At 68.7% G+C, this 18,878-nt stretch carries 17 protein-coding genes and 1 riboswitch; of the genes, 4 read left to right on the top strand and 13 right to left on the bottom strand.

Features of this window, described 5'->3' with window-relative positions:
- Positions 1 to 1,491 precede the first annotated feature (1,491 nt).
- From B0I29_RS09255 to B0I29_RS09275, 5 genes are read right to left on the bottom strand one after another with little or no spacing between them, the layout of a single operon-like run.
- A complete protein-coding gene (locus tag B0I29_RS09255) occupies positions 1,492 to 2,082 on the bottom strand; it encodes a GNAT family N-acetyltransferase (RefSeq protein WP_111648467.1) in 591 nt (196 codons plus the stop codon).
- A complete protein-coding gene (locus B0I29_RS09260; RefSeq protein ID WP_111648468.1) occupies positions 2,027 to 2,644 on the bottom strand; it encodes a GTP-binding protein in 618 nt (205 codons plus the stop codon). The genes B0I29_RS09255 and B0I29_RS09260 overlap by 56 nt, the downstream gene beginning before the upstream one ends.
- Positions 2,625 to 2,987, bottom strand: coding sequence for a DUF742 domain-containing protein (locus B0I29_RS09265; protein WP_111648469.1), 363 nt, complete (start codon positions 2,985 to 2,987; stop codon positions 2,625 to 2,627). Before B0I29_RS09265 ends, B0I29_RS09260 begins: the two co-directional genes overlap by 20 nt.
- Before the next feature lie 29 nt (positions 2,988 to 3,016).
- Positions 3,017 to 3,424, bottom strand: coding sequence for a roadblock/LC7 domain-containing protein (locus B0I29_RS09270; RefSeq protein WP_111648470.1), 408 nt, complete (start codon positions 3,422 to 3,424; stop codon positions 3,017 to 3,019).
- The gene (locus B0I29_RS09275; protein ID WP_245972370.1) at positions 3,421 to 6,000 is read right to left on the bottom strand and encodes a sensor histidine kinase; all 2,580 of its coding nucleotides are present in this window, start codon (positions 5,998 to 6,000) and stop codon (positions 3,421 to 3,423) included. The genes B0I29_RS09270 and B0I29_RS09275 overlap by 4 nt, the downstream gene beginning before the upstream one ends.
- A gap of 618 nt (positions 6,001 to 6,618) precedes the next feature.
- On the opposite strand from B0I29_RS09275, the gene B0I29_RS09280 reads away from it, so the two are divergent.
- From B0I29_RS09280 to B0I29_RS09295, 4 genes are all read left to right on the top strand, one after another.
- The gene (locus B0I29_RS09280; protein ID WP_146616749.1) at positions 6,619 to 8,226 is read left to right on the top strand and encodes a hypothetical protein; all 1,608 of its coding nucleotides are present in this window, start codon (positions 6,619 to 6,621) and stop codon (positions 8,224 to 8,226) included.
- Positions 8,227 to 8,338: 112 nt separating this feature from the next.
- The gene (locus B0I29_RS09285; protein ID WP_111648473.1) at positions 8,339 to 8,782 is read left to right on the top strand and encodes a ribonuclease domain-containing protein; all 444 of its coding nucleotides are present in this window, start codon (positions 8,339 to 8,341) and stop codon (positions 8,780 to 8,782) included.
- A gap of 250 nt (positions 8,783 to 9,032) precedes the next feature.
- Entirely contained in the window at positions 9,033 to 9,437 is a 405-nt protein-coding gene (locus tag B0I29_RS09290) for a hypothetical protein (protein WP_146616750.1), read from the top strand.
- A 95-nt stretch (positions 9,438 to 9,532) separates the two neighbouring features.
- A complete protein-coding gene (locus tag B0I29_RS09295) occupies positions 9,533 to 11,545 on the top strand; it encodes a signal peptidase I (RefSeq protein ID WP_111648475.1) in 2,013 nt (670 codons plus the stop codon).
- On the opposite strand, the gene thiC is transcribed toward B0I29_RS09295, so the two are convergent.
- From thiC to B0I29_RS09335, 8 genes are all read right to left on the bottom strand, one after another.
- Positions 11,518 to 13,047 carry a phosphomethylpyrimidine synthase ThiC gene (gene thiC / locus B0I29_RS09300; RefSeq protein WP_181557752.1) on the bottom strand — a complete coding sequence of 510 codons (1,530 nt, stop codon included), beginning with the start codon at positions 13,045 to 13,047 and terminating at the stop codon, positions 11,518 to 11,520. The two genes, B0I29_RS09295 and thiC, sit on opposite strands and share 28 nt — an antisense overlap.
- Positions 13,048 to 13,116: 69 nt before the next feature.
- Positions 13,117 to 13,884 carry a bifunctional hydroxymethylpyrimidine kinase/phosphomethylpyrimidine kinase gene (thiD, locus tag B0I29_RS09305; RefSeq protein ID WP_111648477.1) on the bottom strand — a complete coding sequence of 256 codons (768 nt, stop codon included), beginning with the start codon at positions 13,882 to 13,884 and terminating at the stop codon, positions 13,117 to 13,119.
- The gene (locus tag B0I29_RS09310; protein ID WP_111648478.1) at positions 13,881 to 14,543 is read right to left on the bottom strand and encodes a thiamine phosphate synthase; all 663 of its coding nucleotides are present in this window, start codon (positions 14,541 to 14,543) and stop codon (positions 13,881 to 13,883) included. The genes thiD and B0I29_RS09310 overlap by 4 nt, the downstream gene beginning before the upstream one ends.
- The gene (locus tag B0I29_RS09315; RefSeq protein ID WP_111648479.1) at positions 14,537 to 15,280 is read right to left on the bottom strand and encodes a thiazole synthase; all 744 of its coding nucleotides are present in this window, start codon (positions 15,278 to 15,280) and stop codon (positions 14,537 to 14,539) included. The genes B0I29_RS09310 and B0I29_RS09315 overlap by 7 nt, the downstream gene beginning before the upstream one ends.
- A gap of 2 nt (positions 15,281 to 15,282) precedes the next feature.
- Positions 15,283 to 15,483: a sulfur carrier protein ThiS gene (gene thiS, locus B0I29_RS09320; protein ID WP_111648480.1), complete on the bottom strand. Its 201-nt coding sequence runs from the start codon at positions 15,481 to 15,483 to the stop codon at positions 15,283 to 15,285.
- On the bottom strand, positions 15,474 to 16,499 hold the full coding sequence (thiO, locus tag B0I29_RS09325; protein ID WP_111648481.1) for a glycine oxidase ThiO: 1,026 nt from the start codon (positions 16,497 to 16,499) through the stop codon (positions 15,474 to 15,476). The genes thiS and thiO overlap by 10 nt, the downstream gene beginning before the upstream one ends.
- Positions 16,496 to 17,080: a thiamine phosphate synthase gene (locus B0I29_RS09330; RefSeq protein WP_111648482.1), complete on the bottom strand. Its 585-nt coding sequence runs from the start codon at positions 17,078 to 17,080 to the stop codon at positions 16,496 to 16,498. The genes thiO and B0I29_RS09330 overlap by 4 nt, the downstream gene beginning before the upstream one ends.
- Positions 17,074 to 17,184, bottom strand: a riboswitch (TPP riboswitch). (Overlaps the previous gene by 7 nt.)
- A gap of 34 nt (positions 17,185 to 17,218) precedes the next feature.
- A complete protein-coding gene (locus B0I29_RS09335; protein WP_111648483.1) occupies positions 17,219 to 18,865 on the bottom strand; it encodes an ATP-binding cassette domain-containing protein in 1,647 nt (548 codons plus the stop codon).
- Positions 18,866 to 18,878 lie beyond the last annotated feature (13 nt).

Genomic DNA, 18,878 nt, shown 5'->3' on the forward strand with positions numbered 1-18,878 from the left:
GCTACTTCCACCGCGCCGCCGCTACTTCCACCGCGCGGCCGCCACCACCGCGCGGCCGCCGCTCACCGGGGATGCCGCTCACCGGGGGATGCGAGACGTGTCGACCTGTGGTCAGGCGTGTCCTCTCGCCGCAGGCCCTGTAGCCGCGGGTGAGCCGTAGCTCAGATAGGTCATCGGGGCTGATGACCTATCTGAGCTACGGCTCGTGTCCATAAGCCGGCTCGGTTCAGCGAGCCGGGTCCGGGCTGCTTGGCGGAGCGTCACCCCGTGAACACTCCCGCCCGGTGTGTGTCGAGTTGAGGCGCGTATCGAACCCAAAATCAACACAGGGCAGGTGATCCGCGGGGTGCGTGTCGAGTTTGGGGGCGTAGCGAACCTGAAGTCGACACGCTGGTCGGGGTCGGGCGCATTCTGGGCAAACCCCGCCGATGCTTCGGCTGGAACTTGCCAAGATTTGCGGCGGGCTGGGGTTCGAAGCGACACCAGCCTCCCGTGGGCCTGGGTGCGCTGGGCGCCAGCCTGTCCGGCTGGCTGGCTGTGGCGTCAAACTGCCCGTGACGCAGCACTGACCCTGCTGGTCGATTGAGGTAGCCGTCTACCCGGGGATGCGTGACGTCGAATCGTGGTCGAGTGTGTTCTGCCGCCGGAGATCTCATCGTCGCGGGGGCGAGCCGTAGCTCAGACACCTCATGAGGGCGCGATGACCTATCTGGCCTACGGCTCGCACCCACCAGCCGTAGCTCAGACACCTCATGACAGCCCGATGACCTATCTGAGCTACGGCTCGCCCCAGCGGCCGGCTCACGCCGACGGCCGGGTTCGGTCCGTGCAGCGGGGCCGACGGCAACATGCCGCGGGCACCCCACCCGGTGCGTGTCGAGTTAAGGCGCGTATCGAACCCCAAATCGACACACGGCAGGTGATCCGCTGGGTGCGTGTCGAGTTTGGGAGCCCAGCGAACCCGAAATCGACACAGGGCAGGTGGTTCGCGGGGTGTGTGTCGAGTTTGGGGGCGCAGCGAACCTGAAGTCGACACACTGGTCGGGGTCGCGCGCATTCTGGGCAAACCCCGCCGATGCTTCGGCTGGAACTTGCCAAGATTTGCGGCGGGCTGGGTTCGAAGCGACACCAAGCGTTCGCCGGCCCGGGCGCGCCCGCCCGCCAGCCAGCCCGCCTGGCTCGCTGTGTAATCAAACTGCCCGTGATGCAGCACTGAGCGCCAGCCGGACCAGCTGCAGCGACACTGCGAAACGCTCCGTGACCACGGGAACGCTCCGTAACCACGAACGCTCCGTGACCACGGGAACGCTGCGTAAATCGGGTACGCCGGGCAGCCTTGGCGGGTGGCGGGGGTGACAGGAAAAGGGGCGCAACCATTTACGCAGGCCGCTCGGGGCGCGGAGCGTTCTGGACGCGTAGCGGCCAGCGATTGCGCCTCGAGCCCTCGGCGGGAGCAGCGGTCCGTACCCACCACCCCGCTGCGACAAAGATCTAAAGGTCTGTCGGGATTCGGCTGTAGATGACCAGGTCGACGCGGGTGCCGTGGATCTGGCCGGCGCTGCGGGCGATTCCCTCGCGGGCGAAACCGGACTTGATCGCCACCCGGTTGGAGGCCGCGTTTCCCGGGGCGATCCGCAGCTCGACGCGCTCGAAGCCCGCGTTGTGCAGGGCCCAGTGGGACAGCGCCGTCGTTGCCTCGGTCATCACGCCGCGGCCGCGGAAAGCGGGCATCGCCCAGTAACCGATTTCGGTCACGCGGGCGACCCAGTCGGTCCGCTTCAGGTCGATGACGCCGGCGAAGGCGCCGTTGTGTTCGATGGCGCGGACCACGCCGTGGCCGACCGCGTGCAGGCCGGGCGCCAGGCGGTTGATGAAGGCGCGGGCGTGGTCGACCGTGTACGGACGTGGCAGCGGCAGCCACTGCTGGGTGACCGGATCGGAGGCGCCGGCCACCACGTCAGTCGCGTCCGAGTCACGCAGTGGCCGCAGGACCAGGCGCTCCGTCCGCAGGATCAGGTCGGGGAACCTAACCGACCGTGGCTGGGTGGCCTTCGTGTTCGGCCACAAGGGTCGCCATCGCATGCTCGACCACCCCGATCAGTACGGCCTTGGCGGACTCGCGATGCCGCGCGTCACACATGAGCAGCGGCACCCGAGCCGGGATGGCGAGCGCCTCACGGACCTCCTCCGGCTCGTAACGCGGCGCGCTCTCGAAGCAGTTCACCGCGACGAGGTACGGAAGATGCCGGTTCTCGAAGTAGTCCAGCGGCGCGAACGCGTCGGTGAGCCGGCGGGTGTCGACGAGAACCGCCGCACCGACCGCTCCCCTGATCAGCTCGTCCCACATGAACCAGAAGCGGGTCTGCCCGGGCGTGCCGAACAGATAGAGGATCAGGTCGTCGGCCATCGTGATGCGGCCGAAGTCCATCGCCACCGTGGTCGAGCCCTTGCCGGGCACCTTCGAAGCGTCGTCGATGCCCTCGCCGGCCGCGGTCATCACGGCTTCCGTGGTCAGCGGTTCGATCTCGGAGACGGCACCGACGAGAGTCGTCTTGCCCACGCCGAACCCACCGGCGACGACGATCTTCGCGGACGTGATCTCCGTGGGACGCGCTCCGGCCCCCTCAGAGCTTGCGTAATCCACCTAACACCCTTCCCAGAAGGTTCATCCGATCCGCGAAACCAGTTCGAGGAGCGGCACTGTGCAGCGTCAACAACCCGTCGGCCACCATGTCGGCGACGAGCACCCGAGTCACCCCCAGCGGTAACCGGGTGAGCGCCGCGAGTTCAGCGAGCGATTGGGCCTTCGGCTCGCACAACACGGCTAGGCGGTACTTGTCGTGCCCGGCGAACCTCGATTCCTGTACGGCCGCCGCGCTCGCGACCAGAACCGCTTCGATCGGGATGTCCCGGATCGGCTCGGTCCGGCCACGGGTGACCGCGTACGGCCGCACCAGGTTGCCCCTGGGATCATGCGGCTCTGACATGTCGCGGTCACCTCGCCATTTTTGAAAGGTCAGTAACTGACGGCCTCGCGTGGCGCCGGCGACAGTGCCGCGCCGACCCGTTCCACCACGAGGGCCATCTCGTAACCGACCTGGCCGACGTCGCAACTGCGCGCCGCCAGGACAGCCATCGATGATCCGTCACTGATGGACATCAGGAAAAGATAACCGCTGTCCATTTCGATAATGGTCTGCTGCACCTTCCCGGCGTTGAACATCCGGGACGCGCCGTCGGTCAGGCTGACCACGCCGGAGGTGATCGCGGCGAGCTGATCCGCCCGGTCCGCTGGCAGATCACGCGACGAGGCCAGCAGCAGACCGTCCGCCGAGACGGCGATCACGTGCGCGATGCCCGCGATGCTGTCGGCGAAGTTGCTGAGCAGCCAACCCATGTCGTGCATGGTGGGGGGCCTGGTCACTGTTCATTCTCCTTAGGAGCTGTGGCGCCGGAGTCGGCAACGCCGTCCGTCCGCCCTCTTTGCACCCCGCGGTGGTACGAGGAAAGCAGGCCCCGCACGTCGTCCGGATTGCGACGGTGCTGGGTCCGCGGCTGGGTCTGCACCCCGCCGGGCACCAATTGTGCCTGCGGGACTCGTTTGGGAAGTCCGGATCGGGTGATGCCGGCGTCCTGAGGGACGGCGGCGGCAATCGCCCGCTGCCAGCCCTCGTCAGCGGTGGTCCGCCACCGGTCCTCCGGCGACTGACGAGGCTTGGGAACAGCGGCGGCCGGCGGTGCTGAAATAACCGGCGGAGCCGAGACGGGAGCAGGGGCGGGCGGCGGCGCATATCCCGCCGTCGGCATCCCCACCTGACTCTGCGCGTCCTCGGTCTGATCGAACCAGTTGGTCTGCATCTCCAACTGGATTCGATCATCGGTGGAAGGAGCAACCGGCGCCGCCCGTGTCGGCAGCGGCGGCCGATCCGGCGTAGGCGCGAGATCCAAATCGGACACCGGCCCGACGGCGAGCTGCTGCCGGAACAACGGCTCGGCCGGCATCGGCGCCGACCGGACCGGCGGCCGCACCTCAGCCCGCGGCTCGGGCCGGCCGGCAACCCGGCCAGGCCCCAGCGGCGCCGGACCGGGACGCGTCCAACTCGCGGCACGGGCCGGAACCGACGGCTCCCCGCCCGGCACCACGGCGACATCGGACGGCAGCGTGATCTCGGCGATCGTGCCGCCCTCACTACCGGGCCGCAGCTCGACACCGATGCCGTGCCGGGCGGCGAGACGGCCGATCACCGCGAAACCCATCAGCCGGAACGCGCTGACGTCCACTTCGGTCGGTTCGTCGAGACGCCGGTTGATCTGGTCCATCTGGTCGGCGGTGATGCCGAGACCGCGGTCCTCGACCTGGATCACGGCCTGGTCGCCGACCCGTCCGCCGTGCGCCATCACCAGCGTCGACGGCGGCGAGAAGCGGGTGGCGTTGTCGAGCAGTTCGGCGAGCAGGCGTACCACGTCGTTGACGGCCGCGGCGGAGACCAGCACGTCGGTGTCGATCGAGCCGAACTCGACGCGGTGGTAGAGCTCGACCTCGGACTGGGCGGCCCGCAGCGCGTCGATCAGCAGCGCGTCCTCGCGGCGCGGCGCACCGACCTCGGCACCGGCCAGGACCAGCAGGTTCTCGTCGTTGCGGCGCATCCGGGTGGCGAGGTGGTCGAGTTCGAAGAGGCGGGCCAGCCGCTTCGGGTCCTCCTCCAGCCGCTCGATCTGGTCGAGTTCGCCGATCATCCGGTCGACCAGGGCCTGACTGCGCCGGGCGAGGCTGAGGAACATCGTCGAGACGCTGGTGCGCAGCGCGGCCTGTTCGGCGGCGACCCGGATGGCTTCCCGGTGCACCATGTTGAAGGCCTCGGCCACCTGCCCAAACTCGTCGTGCTCGGTGACCAGGATCGGGTCCCGGGTCTCGGCGAGGATCCGCTCGACGCCGCCCTCGCCCAGGTTTTCCACGTCCTGCAAACGAGTCACGGCCTCGGGAAGATCCCGGTTCGCCACCGCGAGCGCGCCCTCCCGCAGCCTGCGTACCGCGAGGTGCATCGATCGCCCCAGGTAGATCGCGACGGCGACGGCGAGCAGCAGCACGAGCAGGACCAGGACGAACTCGATCGTGGCCCGCCGGGAGGCGTCGGTGCCGCTGTCCTGCGCGACCGCCACGGCCTGCTCACCGAGCTGGACGTCAGCGGCCCGGAAGAGGCCGGTCACCGTACCGAAGGCATCAACGACCTCGTTGGGCGCGGTCGCACCGAGCCCGCGCCCGTCGCTGGAGAGGGTGTCGGCGCGAGCCACCGCGTCGTCCTGGACGACCGATTCGACCAGCGCGATCTGCCGCTCCGTCGCGACCGACCGGAGGTCGGTCAGCGCCTCCGCGCGACTTGCTTGCGCCGCGACGATCGCTTGCTGCCGTGCCGCGTCCAACCCCCCTTGGGTACGCGCTAAAAAGGTGACCGCCGCCTGCTGTGCCGCCGCCGACTCGATCCGTGCGAACGCGGCAAGGGTCCGCAGTCCGTCGGCGACCGTTCCGGGTTCGGCGACCCGGCTCAGCGTGTTGTCGAAACCGCCCAGGCCGGCGAGCGCGTCGCCGTACCGCTGGGTGGTGTCGGTGATCGCGGCGGACCGGTCGGAGACGCCATCGCGAGCCGCGGGCAGCCCGCCGATCGCGGTGTCGACGACCGTCAGCCGGTCGGTCACCAGCGACGGGATCTCGTCGATCGCCGCCCGTTCGGTACGGAAGACCTGCACCTGCGCGTCGACAGCCTTCACGGCTTCCCGATAACCGGTGTCGGCGGCGTCCGGCACGGCCAGGTACGCGAGCGCGGCCATCCGCTCGTCGTGCAGCAAACCGGTCAACCGGGACAGGTCGGTGCCGAGCGCGGTCAGGTCGGCCACTCGTCCGGCGTCACCGGCCCGCTCGCCGACCTCTGCCAGCCGCACGGTCGCGAGGACCAGCACAGCGGCCAGCGGCACGAAGAGCAGTGCGGCCAGTTTGGCGCGCATGCGCGCGTCCCGGAGCCCTAGGAGGCCACCGCGTCGTGCAGCCTGGGCCGAGGATCCCGTGCTCACGACATCTCCTTCGTGGTCGTCCCCGATCGGCTCCGGCTGGGTGGCCGGCGCACAAGGGTCCGCGGTCCGGCCCCGTCCGGTGCCCGCAGCAAAGCCCGCGCCGAATTCGGCACGGCGGCGATTTCACCAGAACGCCGGTCCTTTTGGGAAGTGCGGATCCTCCCCGGAAATGCCCGGCTGTCCGGGTGATAACAACGCGCGGACGCGGGAAACGAAGGTGAAGTCCGGTTTGACGTGCGCGAATGCCTCACCCGCGACCTTCCAAGAAGTCACCGCCACCGTTCCAGCCACTGAGATTTCTGTCCCGTGACCTTGTGAGGTTCTCACGTTCGCAAGGATTGGCACGACGCGACGGACTCGCTGTCCGGTGCGGCAATAGTGTCCACTGCGGACGGTGCACGTGGCAACCAATCCCTACGTCGCCTAACGATGACTCTGAGTGACAGTGAACATAGTGACACAAGTCGATACTGATGATCCAGACTTTAGGGTGTCTTAATAAGCGGGCCCCGGACTGGCGTGTCAGCGTGCGGATTCCGTAACGTGCGCGGCATGGGATTTCGGAGCTGGGTGAAGCTACTGGCGACGACAACCGCGGCAGCCGCCGTGGTCGGCGCGGGACAGCTCGGCCTCGCCTACGGGCTCAGCATGGTTCGGCTCGATCGGGATCTCGACGTCACTGCGAGTGATCAATGGACGTCCCAGCTCGCCTGGGTCGCCTGGATCGCGATGACAGCGGCCGCGGTCGGCGCGATCGTCGGCACCGGCTTCCGGCCTCGCTGGCTGCCGCAGCCGGTCGGCACCGGCGGCGCTCTCGGCGTCGGCCTCGCCGGCGGTCTCGGCGCGCTCGTGGTGCTACCGCTGACCATGCAGCCCGCCCGGTCCGCATCGGTCGCCGGCGTCAATCCGGTCTTCGTCATCGGCGTGTGCGCGGTCCTCGGCGCCGCGGTCGGCATCTTCGCGGCCTGGGCCGCCGCCGCCCGGGCCGTCGCCCGGTGGAACCTCGGCACCATGACCGTGCTGGTCTGGATCGTGGCGCTGATCGCGGTGACGCCGTCGCTGCTGCCCGGCCACACCCCGGCTCCGGTGCGCCTCGGCGTACTGGACGGCAGCCTCATCCCGGGCGCGATCGCCGAGCACACCCCGTTCGTCACCATGCCGGTGCTCGCCCTGCTCGCCGGTCTGATCCTCGGCTGGGCGGCCCGCGGCCGCCGGATGCCGATCACCACGGTGGCGCTCACCGGCCTGGCCGGCCCGGCGCTGCTGACCGTGGCCTACCTGATCGCCGGGCCCGGCGAGTCAACCGGCTTCACCTTCGACCCGTACTGGGCGGCGATGACCGCGAGCGGCGCCGGAGTGCTCGGGTCGGTGCTGGCGGCGATCGTGCGCGGCCAGCCGGGCGCTTTTGAGGGTGACACGCCCCCAGCGGCTTCCTCGGCCGTTAGTGACGCGCCCGCTAGTAACGCGGCCTCTGACAACGCGGCTTCCAACAACCGCGCGCTGAACACCGCGCAGGCGCTGGACGCCGAGTTCCCGCCGCTGCCCCGCCGCGACCCGGTGCCTCAGCAGCCCCAGCAACAGCAGGCCCAGCAACAGCAGCCACAGCAGCCCCACTACGCCGACTTGGCGGCGACCGCGGCGCAGCGCCCGGACGCGCAGCTGCGGCCCTCGGACACCGGCGTGATCGGTTACGCCGGCGACCGCCCGCACCCGTTCGCCGACCTGGCGAACCAGGCCCCCGCCAACGCGCCAGCCTCACCCTTCTCCTCCGGCACGGGTACGCCGTTCGGCCAGCAGCAAAACCAGCAGCAACCGCAGCCGCAGGCCCCCGCGCCCCGGCACTCCGGTGAGGCCGAGCCCCCGGCCCGCTTCTCCGGTCAGCAGGAACCCACTCCGAGCCCTCGCCGCGGCTGGCGGACCCGGCGCCCGGCACCGGAGAACCCACCCTCCCCAGGTAACTCGTTCGACGGCTTCGCGACTACGAACCCCAGTCCGCGTACCGGGATCGACACCGCCGAGCTTCCGCGGGTCAACGCCGCGATGCCGCGCCCGCAGGTCGTCGAGCCGACCTCGATCAGCGGCCCGCCGCCGCACCGGGGCCCGCAGGGTCAGCAGGAGTCGGAGTACGTCAACTGGGTGAACGGTCTCGGCAACTCGTAAAGCTTTGCCGAACTCCGGTGGAATGACCGGATCGGGAGGTACCCGACAGCCGTCATCACAGTGAAGATGGTCGATGTCCGGGTCAATCCCCCCACGGCATCGGAGTCCGATCATGATCACTGACCGGCAAACCCGCCCGCTGTCCCGAATCGGCCGCCTCTTCGCAGGCGTCGCCCTGGTCTTCGCCCTCTCGGGCACCGCACTGGTGGCACCCGCCATCGTGGCGCCGACCACCACCGACGCGGCACAGGCGGCGGTCTACAGCAGCTGCACGATCAGCCGCTGCTCGGCCGCGCGTACCGCTTTCACCGGCTGGAAGTCCCTGGGCTGGCCGACGAGCGCCGGCTGGTACTCCTGGCCGTACGGCAACTACAACTACACCGGCGGCACGTTCCAGAACCGCGAGGGCCAGCTCCCCTCGGCCACGTACAGCGAATACGACGTCTACTCCCGCGCCCGAGGCGCCAGCCGCGACGCCTACCGCATCGTCGTCAACCGCAGCACCCGGGTCGCCTACTTCACCCCGGACCACTACGTCACGTTCTACAAGCTCTAAACCCTTCCCGCGTACGCGCGGCGGCCGTCCTCCCGACGGCCGCCCTGCGCCGTTTCTCCCCCGGAAACGACGGCCTCGCCACCTCTTAGCACCCGAGCTGCACTCAGGTGGAAAAACCCCGAGAGAATGCGCCGGAAAAATGGCTTCTAACGCTTAGCGCCCAGGGGCGCTGGCCGAACAACCTGGCGTAAGCGAGATCGGGCAACCGCTCGGGCCGCTCGGACACGGGGAGAACTTCTATATGCGCAGCATGATGCAGCTCGTTGGTGGCGTCGCCGTCGCTGGGGCCGTCGCGGCCGGCAGCACCGCCTTCACCGGCGCAGGTATGAGCAGCGGCCTCACCAACGCCTTCATCGGTGGCGCTGTTTCTAAGACCGTGGTTAGCGGCGCCGATCTCACCGGAGTTCAGGGCACGGTGAACAACGGCACCGACCAGATCGCCGAGGTGAAGCTGACCTTCGCCACCGACACCAACATCGTCGGTCGGACGGTCACCCTCACGACGAACGGCTCGGCCGGCGGCGGCAGCCCGACCGGCTTCTACTGCCAGGTGGTCCAGTCGGACTACACCGCCCTTTGCAAGGCTGGCACCGCTTACGCCAACCCGGTGGGTTACTACACCACCATCACCTCGATGACGGCTGCGGTCCTCTAACGGATTCCGCCACCGGCCGACTCCATCTCGTTTACCGTCTGCCCTGTCGCAGGCTGTGAATGGGGAGTCGCATCCGCCCGGTCAAACGTAACGCTGTGGCCGCCATCATGATGATGGCGGCCATCGGCGTGTGGGCAGTCAGCACCGGACGCCTCTCGTACGTCATTACCCATGGCATCAGCATGAACCCGGTCTACTACGCGGGCGACTTGGTCATCATCACCAAGTCCGATTCCTATCAAGTAGGGCAGATCGCCGCATATTATGGCCCTGGAGGCAAGGTCAAAGTCCTACATCGCATCATCGGCGGTGATGGCGAGACCGGCTTCGTCTTCAAAGGGGACAACAACAGCTCCGTCGATGTGGATCGGCCGACTTCGGGCCAGATGATCGGCCAGGCCGCCGTCCACATCCCCAAGGTCGGTGCGTGGATACAGCTGCTGCTCAGCCCCACCGGTCTGGGCATGCTCAGCTTCCTGTTCATCAGCGGTGGCGCTGCCACGGTGAAGAGCCGCCGGGATGTCCCACGCGGTCACCGGAAAAAGAAAGTGAAGGGCATGTCTGGCCAAGGCAGCTCTTGGGCAGCGGCGACAGCCGTGGTCAAGGCAGTCAGTCGGCTCCACCCCGCACTCCGGGTTGTTGCCGCGCTCTCCGTTGTGGTGGCAATTTTTGGTCTCGTGCTCGCCGTGCTCGGGTGGACCAAACCGGCGACTCAGCTCACCGACAGTTCATCGCCAACCGGCGAGTCGATGACTTTCTCCTACTCCGCCGATGTGCCTCGCAGCGCCGCTTATGACGGCACGACCGCCTACTCCCCTGACCCGATCTATCGGAATCTCGCCAAGTTCGTCGTTCTCCGGATGCAGTACCTCGGGCAGCCAGGCAAGGCGGACGTGAGCGCCCGCCTCTCCTCCCCGACCGGTTGGCACTCGACCATGCAGCTGGCCCAGACCAGGGAATTCTTCTCGGAACGATTCACAGGAACTGTGTCACTCGATCTGGAGGGCATGGAAAAGCGGGCCCAGGAGGCCAGCGACGCGATCGGCGCGGACGTCGGCGCGGTCACGGTGACGGTCACCGCACGAATCAGCCACGACGACGCGACATTCGAACCACAGGTGGCTTTCTCGCTCAGCAATGTTCAACTGGCCCTCGTCGGCGGAGCGGACAGCCTCGTGGCCGACCGATCAGGCACGACGTACAGCGGCGGGACCTACCCTCGCCAGATCTCGGTGCTTGGCAACGAGCTGCTCACTGCGGCGCAAGCTCGCAAATACGCAACAATCCTCGTGCTCATCGCACTGCTCGCCGCCGCCGCCGTGGCTGTGGTCGCCGTCCGGCGGGTGCCACTCAAAACTCGGGAGCAGATCGAGCGCCGCTATCCGCATCTCCTGGTACCGGTCGAGCCGATGCCCAGCCCACCCGGGAAACCCGTAGTCATCGTCGACAAGTTTCCTGCGCTGGTGAAGCTCGCCGAGAAATACGGGCAGATGATTCTCACCTGGACTCGGCCGGACGGGGCCGAGGACTTCGTGGTGCGCGACGACGGGGTCACCTATCGCTATCGGATCGAGGCTCCGGTCGTACCCTCGCCCTCGCAGCCCGAGTCGAAGCCGGCGCCGGCCCGCAAGCCGGCGCCGCGCAAGGCCGCCCCTCCCCCGCCGGAAACCCCGCAGGAGAGCCCGCCGCCCCCGCCGGAAACCCCGCCTCCCCCACCCGACAAGCCCACGGCCGCGCAAGAGCCCACGGCCACGCAAGAACCCGCGGTCGAGGCAAAGCCCGAACCCACCGCAGAAGAGCCCGCGGCGGAAAAGCCCGAACCCGCGAAACCAGCCCGCGCGCCAAGGAAGAAAGCCACACCGAAAGCAGCCCCGAAAGCAGCCACCCCCGAGGAAATGCCGCCCAAGCCTCCCCTCAAACGACCCATCCGCCGCAAGCCCGAAGCCGATCGCGAAGCCATCGAAACCCTCGCCGAGCTCAACAAATCGGTGGGCGGCGCCCCGGAAGGCAAATCCGAGACGCCCCACGAGCCGATCTACGACTTTCTGCCGCATGCCAAACACGCGGCAGCGGATCCCGATCAGGCAGACGGCGTGACCGGCAGATAGACCCGGCCACCCGCATCCACGAACTCCTCAGACTTGGCTTTCAGCCCCGCCGCCCGCAGCTCATGGCTGATTTTCATGGAGCAGAACTTCGGCCCGCACATCGAGCAGAAATGCGCCGTCTTGGCGGGCGCCGCCGGCAACGTCTCGTCGTGATAGGCCCGGGCCGTCTCCGGATCCAGCGACAGCTCGAACTGGTCCTCCCACCGGAAATCGAACCGCGCCCGGGATAGCGCGTTGTCCCACTCCTGCGCACCGGGATGACCTTTCGCCAGGTCAGCAGCGTGCGCCGCGATCTTGTACGCGATCATCCCCGCCTTGACGTCCTCCTTGTTAGGCAGACCGAGATGCTCTTTCGGGGTGACGTAACAGAGCATCGCCGTCCCGAACCACCCGATCATCGCGGCCCCGATAGCCGACGTGATGTGGTCATAGGCGGGCGCGATGTCGGTGGCGAGCGGCCCCAGCGTGTAGAACGGCGCTCCGCCACACAGCTCGACCTGCAGATCCACGTTCTCCTTGATCTTGTGCATCGGCACGTGGCCGGGGCCTTCGACCATGACCTGCACGTCGTACTCCCACGCGATGTGCGTCAATTCGCCGAGGGTACGCAGCTCCGCGAACTGCGCCTCGTCGTTGGCGTCAGCGATCGATCCGGGCCGCAGGCCGTCGCCGAGTGAGAACGTGATGTCGTACTCCCGGAAGATCTCGCAGAGCTCCCGGAAGTGGGTGTACAGGAAGTTCTCCCGGTGCTCGGCGAGGCACCAGGCCGCCATGATCGAGCCGCCCCGGGACACGATGCCGGTGACGCGTTCGGCGGCGAGCGGCACATACGCCAGCAGCACGCCGGCGTGGATGGTCATGTAATCGACGCCCTGCTCGGCCTGCTCGATCACGGTCTCCCGGAAGATCTCCCAGCTCAACCCCAGCGGGTCACCCTTGACCTTCTCCAGCGCCTGGTAGATCGGTACGGTTCCGATCGGGACGGGCGAATTCCGTACGATTGCCTCTCTTGTCTCGTGAATTCTCGGCCCGGTGGACAGGTCCATCACGGTGTCGGCGCCCCACCGGGTGGCCCAGGTCAGCTTCTCCACCTCCTCGGCGACCGACGAGGTGACCGCGGAGGTGCCGATGTTCGCGTTGACCTTCACGAGGAACCGCGAGCCGATGATCATCGGCTCGCTCTCCGGATGGTTGCGGTTGGCCGGCAGCACGGCCCGGCCGGCCGCGATCTCGTCGCGCACCAGCTCGGGTGCGACGCTCTCGCGGACCGCGACGAACTCCATCTCCGGCGTGATCACGCCGGCTCGCGCGGCGGCGAGCTGGGTCTGCCCGGTCCACCAGGGTTCGCGCAGCGGCGGTAGCCCCTCCGACGGTTCGCTGCCCGGCCCGGACGTGTCGTAGAGCCGGAACGGCGGCTCGTCACCGGTCAGCAGCACCTCGCTGAACGGCACCCGAATGTCCGCACGCGAACCGTCCACATAGACCTTTTGCCTCACGTCGATCCTCCCCAAACTAGGATAAAAACGGCAGCACAAGGCAGCACTGAACCCAGTGCCGAACCCTGTAGATCTCTAGATTGACCAGCCGAAGTGGTCCAGGGGGCCCGGGCCCGCGCCCAGCCGCCACGAGCTGCCACCGCGCAGCCCGCGTCGCACGTACTCCTTCGCCGCCACCACCGCGTCCGGCACCGGGTCACCCGCCGCGAGCCGCACCGCGATCGCCGACGAGAACGTGCAGCCCGAACCATGGTTGTTCTCGGTCATCACCGGCTCACCGCGCAGCAGGGTGACCTCTCCCGCGTGGTACATCGCGTCGACCGCGAGCTCACTTCCGGTCACCACGACGGTCCGCGCCCCGAGCTCCGCGAGCTCGGCCGCGGCCGAGACCATTTCCTCGGCCGTCTCGATCACCCTCCCGAGGAGGGCGCCGGCTTCGTGCCGGTTCGGCGTCAGGACACTTGCGTACGGAATTAGCAAACCGACCACTCCAGGCTCACCAAGTCTGCTCCCGGCGGTGGCCACCAGAACCGGGTCGATGACGAGTTCCGGCAGACCGGCAGCCCGTTCCGCGATCACCTTGGCGACCGCCGGGTCGGAGATCATCCCGATCTTCACGGCCGCCACCGGCAGATCGGACAGCACGGCGTCCAGCTGCGCCGCCACGATGTCCGCCGGGACGGCGTGGATGGCCGTGACGCCGAGCGTGTTCTGCGCGGTGATCGCGGTGATCACCGACGTCCCGAACGCACCGAGCGCCGCGAACGTCTTGAGATCCGCCTGAATCCCCGCTCCCCCACCGGAATCCGACCCGGCGATCGTGAGCACCACCGGCGGCGTCACAGCGCGCCTTCCAGATCCCTGGCAGCGGGGTCTCGCCCGGCGACCCTTCGCTTGGCGGCGGCGAACGCGCCGGCCAGCTCGCTAGCCACCCGCGCCGGGTTGGCGGCCCGCATGATCGCCCCGAGAACCGCGATGCCCTCGGCTCCGGCTTCGGCGCACTCGGCCGCCCGCGCCGCCGAATCCACCCCGCCGAGAGCGAGCCACGGAATCCGGCCGACGGCAGTGCCTCCGCCTGCCGGCGATCGCGGAACCCGGTTCACCAGTTCCGCCGCACCTGCCGGACCGAGCGCCGGCCCATATCCCGGCTTCGTGGCCGTCAGATACACCGGCGACAGCGTCACGTAATCCACATCGGACAACGGTTCGGTGCCGTGCCAGGACCGGCCGACCAGTGGCACCCCGGCCGGCACCGGATCGGCGGCCGACAGGTGGACGGCCGAGCCGCCGAGCGGGTCCGGCCCCGCGACGATCAGCCGGCCCGGTGGCAGCAGCGGTCGCAGTTGAGCCGCTAGTGCTGTGCGTTCCGCGTACCCAAGGTCTCTCTCCCGGAGGATGACCCACGCGGCGCCGCCGCGGATCGCGGCCGCGACCACCTGGACCAACGGCCCGGCGGCGGACCGCCTGTCGGTGAGTACGACGAGCCCGCCCGGTGTCACCATGCCGCGATCCCTTCGTCCGCTGTGGACGCGAGTGCGTGGAACCGCCGTGGGATCCGGCCGGCGGCGCGAGCGAGCCGGCCTGCCGCGACCGCGTGCCGCATGGCCGACGCCATCGCCGCCGGATCGTCGGACCGGGTGATCGCGCTGGCGACCAGCACCGCGTCGCAGCCCAGCTCCATGGCGAGCGCGGCGTCCGAGGCGGTGCCGATGCCGGCGTCCAGGACCACCGGGATGTCGACCATCTGGCGGATCAGCTCGATGTGATGCGGGTTGGAGATGCCGAGACCGGAACCGATCGGCGAACCCGCGGGCATCACCGCGGCGCATCCGGCGTCGGCGAGACGGCGAGCCAGAATCGGATCGTCGGTGGTGTACGGCAGAACCGTGAACCCGTCCGCCACCAGCGTCTCGGCGGCCCGCAGCAGCTCCACGCCGTCGGGCAGCAGCGTCCGCTCGTCGCCGATCACCTCAAGTTTGATCAGGTCGGTCTCGAATGCCTCGCGGGCCATCTGCGCGGTCTTCACCGCGTCACCGGCCGTGTAACAACCGGCGGTGTTCGGCAGCACCCGCACACCGAGCCGGTCCAGCATCGGCAGCAGTCCCGGACCGGCCGCGTCGACCCGGCGCAGCGCGACGGTGACGAGAGTGGTCTCGGATGCCGTGATCGCTTCTTCGAGCGCGGCGAGGCTCTGTGCCCCGCCGGTGCCCAGGATCAGGCCGTTCTCGGGCAGGAACATCCTCAACCGCCCTGCGCCGCGGTCAGTACCTCGACCCGGTCGCCGTCGGCGAGGTCGACGTCCGCCCAGGTGGAACGCGGCACCACGGTCCCGTTGACCGCGACCGCCACACCGCGCTGCGCGGCGATGAGCTCGGCGACCAGGATCGCGACAGTGCAGCTCTCGGTCCTGCTCCGGTCCTGGCCGTTGATCGTCAGGCGCATCCGAATCTCCCGGGGGTGAACGCGTCGAGCAGGGGATCCGCGGTTCCGGTCAGCACCAGATCGGCGATGAGCCGCGCGGTGATCGGGGTGAGCAGCACCCCGTTGCGGTGGTGACCGGCGGCCACCACGGTTCGTTCGTCGAGGCGGCCGAGTCCGAGCCTGCCTAAAATCGGGGCGTTGTCGGGTGTGCCGGGGCGATGCCCGGCGGTGATCTCGGTGAGTTCGTGCTCGGACAGCCCGGGCACGAGGTCGAGGGCAGCGCGCAGCAGGTCGTGCACACCACCGGCGGTGGTGAAGTGGTCGGACCGCTCTTCCATCGTCGCGCCGACAACAACCTCACCGTTCGCACGGGGCACCAGGTAGACATGCCGTCCGTCGGCCTCACCGTCGATCACGTGCCGCAGCAGACCCGGTTCGCCGTGCAGCCGCAGAACCTGGCCTTTCACCGGACGGATCGGGAGTCCGGTGAGTGACGCCGTGCCAACCCCGGCAGCGACAACCACGATTTCCGCGTCTATTTCCGATAAATCGGTTACCTGCCGCGCGACAATCCGACCTTTGAGGACTGTCCGCAGCACGGAGACCACCTTGCGCGGATCAACCTGCCGCTCAGTCGGCGAGAAAGCGCCGGCCCGCACCCGAGGCGACAACGCCGGCTCCAGCTCGCGCACCTGAGAGCCGGTCAGAGTGCTGAGCTTCTGGTGCTTCCACTCCCGGGAGGCACTGGCCACGTCGTCAGCCGTCAACGCCACGCTCAGGGTGCCGGCATCGTCATAACCGACATCCCCCAGAGAAGCCGCATAAGACGGCCACAGCGCGTTGGACGCTTCCAGCAACGGCTCCAGAAAAGGGAACTCGAACGCCGACTCCCCACCCGGCGCCAGCATCCCGGCCGCCACATGCCAGGCGCCGTCATCACCACCCGGGTCGAAGACGGTGACATCTGCTCCACGCAGCAACAACTCGCGGCCGATGGCCAGCCCGATGATCCCGCCGCCGACAACAGCGACCCTCATCGCAGTGCCTCGATGAACTCGGCAACCGCCCGCTTCGGGTCGACCACGAACGCGCCGATCGCGGCAACGCCATGGGATGGAAGCACCGGCACCCGGTCGGCCGTGATCCCGCCGATCGCCAGCACCGGAACACCCGGCACCGCGTCGACCACAGCCGCCACGCCGGCCGGGCCGATCGGTGGTGGCAGACCGTCCTTCGTGGAGGTCAGGAACGCCGGCCCGGTGCCCAGATAGCTCGCACCGGCGGCGACCGCTTCCCGGGCCGCCGTCGGGTTCCGGCAGGTCGCACCGATCACGGCGGACGGGCCGAGCACCCGCCGCGCCGCATCGATCGGCAGATCGTCGGCGCCCAGGTGAACCCCGTCCGCGCCGGCCGCGAGTGCCACCCCGATCCGATCGTTGACCAGGCACAACGTGCCGGCCGGGCGAAGGATTTCCAGGGCTGCGAGGGTCAGTGCGTACGCCTCGGCGTCAGTTGTCTTGACTCTGATCTGAACGGCCACGTCGTCTTGACCGGCCACCGCACGGATGACGTCGAGCGAATCGGTGATGACGTGGATCCGAGGAAACGACTCGTGCATGAAGCACTCCTCCCTGCGCCGGCATGACCCGGATCAGGTTCGACGGTCGGGGGCCGCATCAGCCCCCCTCTCAGCCCGGTGCCCGGACTCCCGTGGGTTTCTTGTAATCGGACCCTAACCGGTCCGTGACGAGAAAAGCTAGCGCACGTCCCAGACCGGTTCAGGAACCTCGACAACCTCGTTGTCGGCCCCGAACAGCACGAAACGGTCGAAAGACCGGGTGAACCAGCGGTCGTGGGTGACCGCTATCACCGTGCCGTCGAACGCCTTCAATCCCTCTTCGAGCGCCTCGGCGGACGCCAGGTCCAGGTTGTCCGTCGGCTCGTCGAGCAGCAGCAACGTCGCGCCGGAGAGCTCCAGCAACAGCACCAGGAACCGGGCCTGCTGCCCACCGGAGAGCGTGCCGAAGCGCTGGTCGCCCTGTGCCGCGAGCTCGTACCGGTTGAGCGACTTCATCGCGCCGGCACGGTCCATCCCGGAGCGATGTTCATCACCTCGCCAGAGGATCTCGACGAGCGTCTTCTCGGTCAGCTCGGGCCGGTCGTGGGTCTGCGAGAAGTGCCCGGGACGGACCCGCGCCCCGAGCCGGGCGACACCCTCGTGCATCACGTGCGTCAGTGGCGCGCCGTCGACAGGTTTGTGCTCCAGGTCGGGCTCGGAGCCGCCGGCCGCCAGCAGCCGCAGGAAGTGCGACTTGCCGGTGCCGTTCGCGCCGAGGACCGCCACCCGGTCGCCGTACCAGATCTCCAGGTCGAACGGGAACGTCAGGTTCTCCAGTTCGAGCCGTTCACACATGACCGCGCGTTTGCCGGTGCGGCCGCCGCGCAGGTTCATCCGTACCGACTGGTCCTTCGGCGGCAGCGGCGGCGGGCCGGCCTCCTCGAACTTGCGCAGCCGGGTCTGCGCGGCCTGATAACGCGACGCGAGGCCGTCGTTGAAAGCCGCCTTGTTCTTCAGCGTGAAGACGAGCTCGCGCAGTTTCTCGTGCTCCTCCTCCCAGCGCCGGCGCAGTTCCTCCATGCGCTCGTGCCGGTTCACCCGGGCCGCGTGCCAGGAGGCGAAACCGCCCGGATGGGTCCAGGCGCCGCCACCCTCGACGGCCACCACCCGATCCGCCGTCTGCGCGAGCAGTTCCCGGTCGTGCGACACGAAGAGGATCGACTTGGACGACTCCCGCATCCGCTGTTCCAGCCAGCGTTTCGCGGGCACGTCGAGGAAGTTGTCCGGCTCGTCGAGGAGCAGCACCTCGTCGCCGCCGCGAAGCAGCAGGTCCAGGGCGAACCGCTTCTGCTCACCGCCGGAAAGCGTCCGCACGACGCGGTCCTTCGCCTCCTCCCACGGCTTGCCGAGGATCGAGACGGTCACGGTGTCGAAGAGGACCTCAGCCTCGTATCCGCCGACCTCACCCCAGTGCGTGAGCGCGTTCGCGTACGCGATCTGGCTCTTCTCGGTCTCGCCAAGAGCCGCGGCCGCGGCGGCAAGTCGCGCGCCTGCCGCGCCCAGCGCGGGCGCGACCAAGGACAATGCAAGATCTTCGAGGGTACGGTCGTCGCCGATCATCCCGATGAACTGGCGCATCACACCGAGCCCGCCGGACCGGGCGATCGTCCCGCTCTGCGTCGGGATATCGCCCGCCACCATGCGCATCAGCGTCGTCTTGCCGGCGCCGTTCGGCCCGACCAGCGCCACTTTCGCGCCCTCGCCGACCCGGAAAGCGACGTCGGAGAAGAGCTCCCGCCCATCGGGGAGCACAAAGCCGACTCCGGCGACATCCACGTAACCCATGGCGGCATCCTCC

The organism is Actinoplanes lutulentus (assembly GCF_003259845.1).
In the GTDB taxonomy this organism is placed as follows: Bacteria; Actinomycetota; Actinomycetes; order Mycobacteriales; family Micromonosporaceae; genus Actinoplanes; species Actinoplanes lutulentus.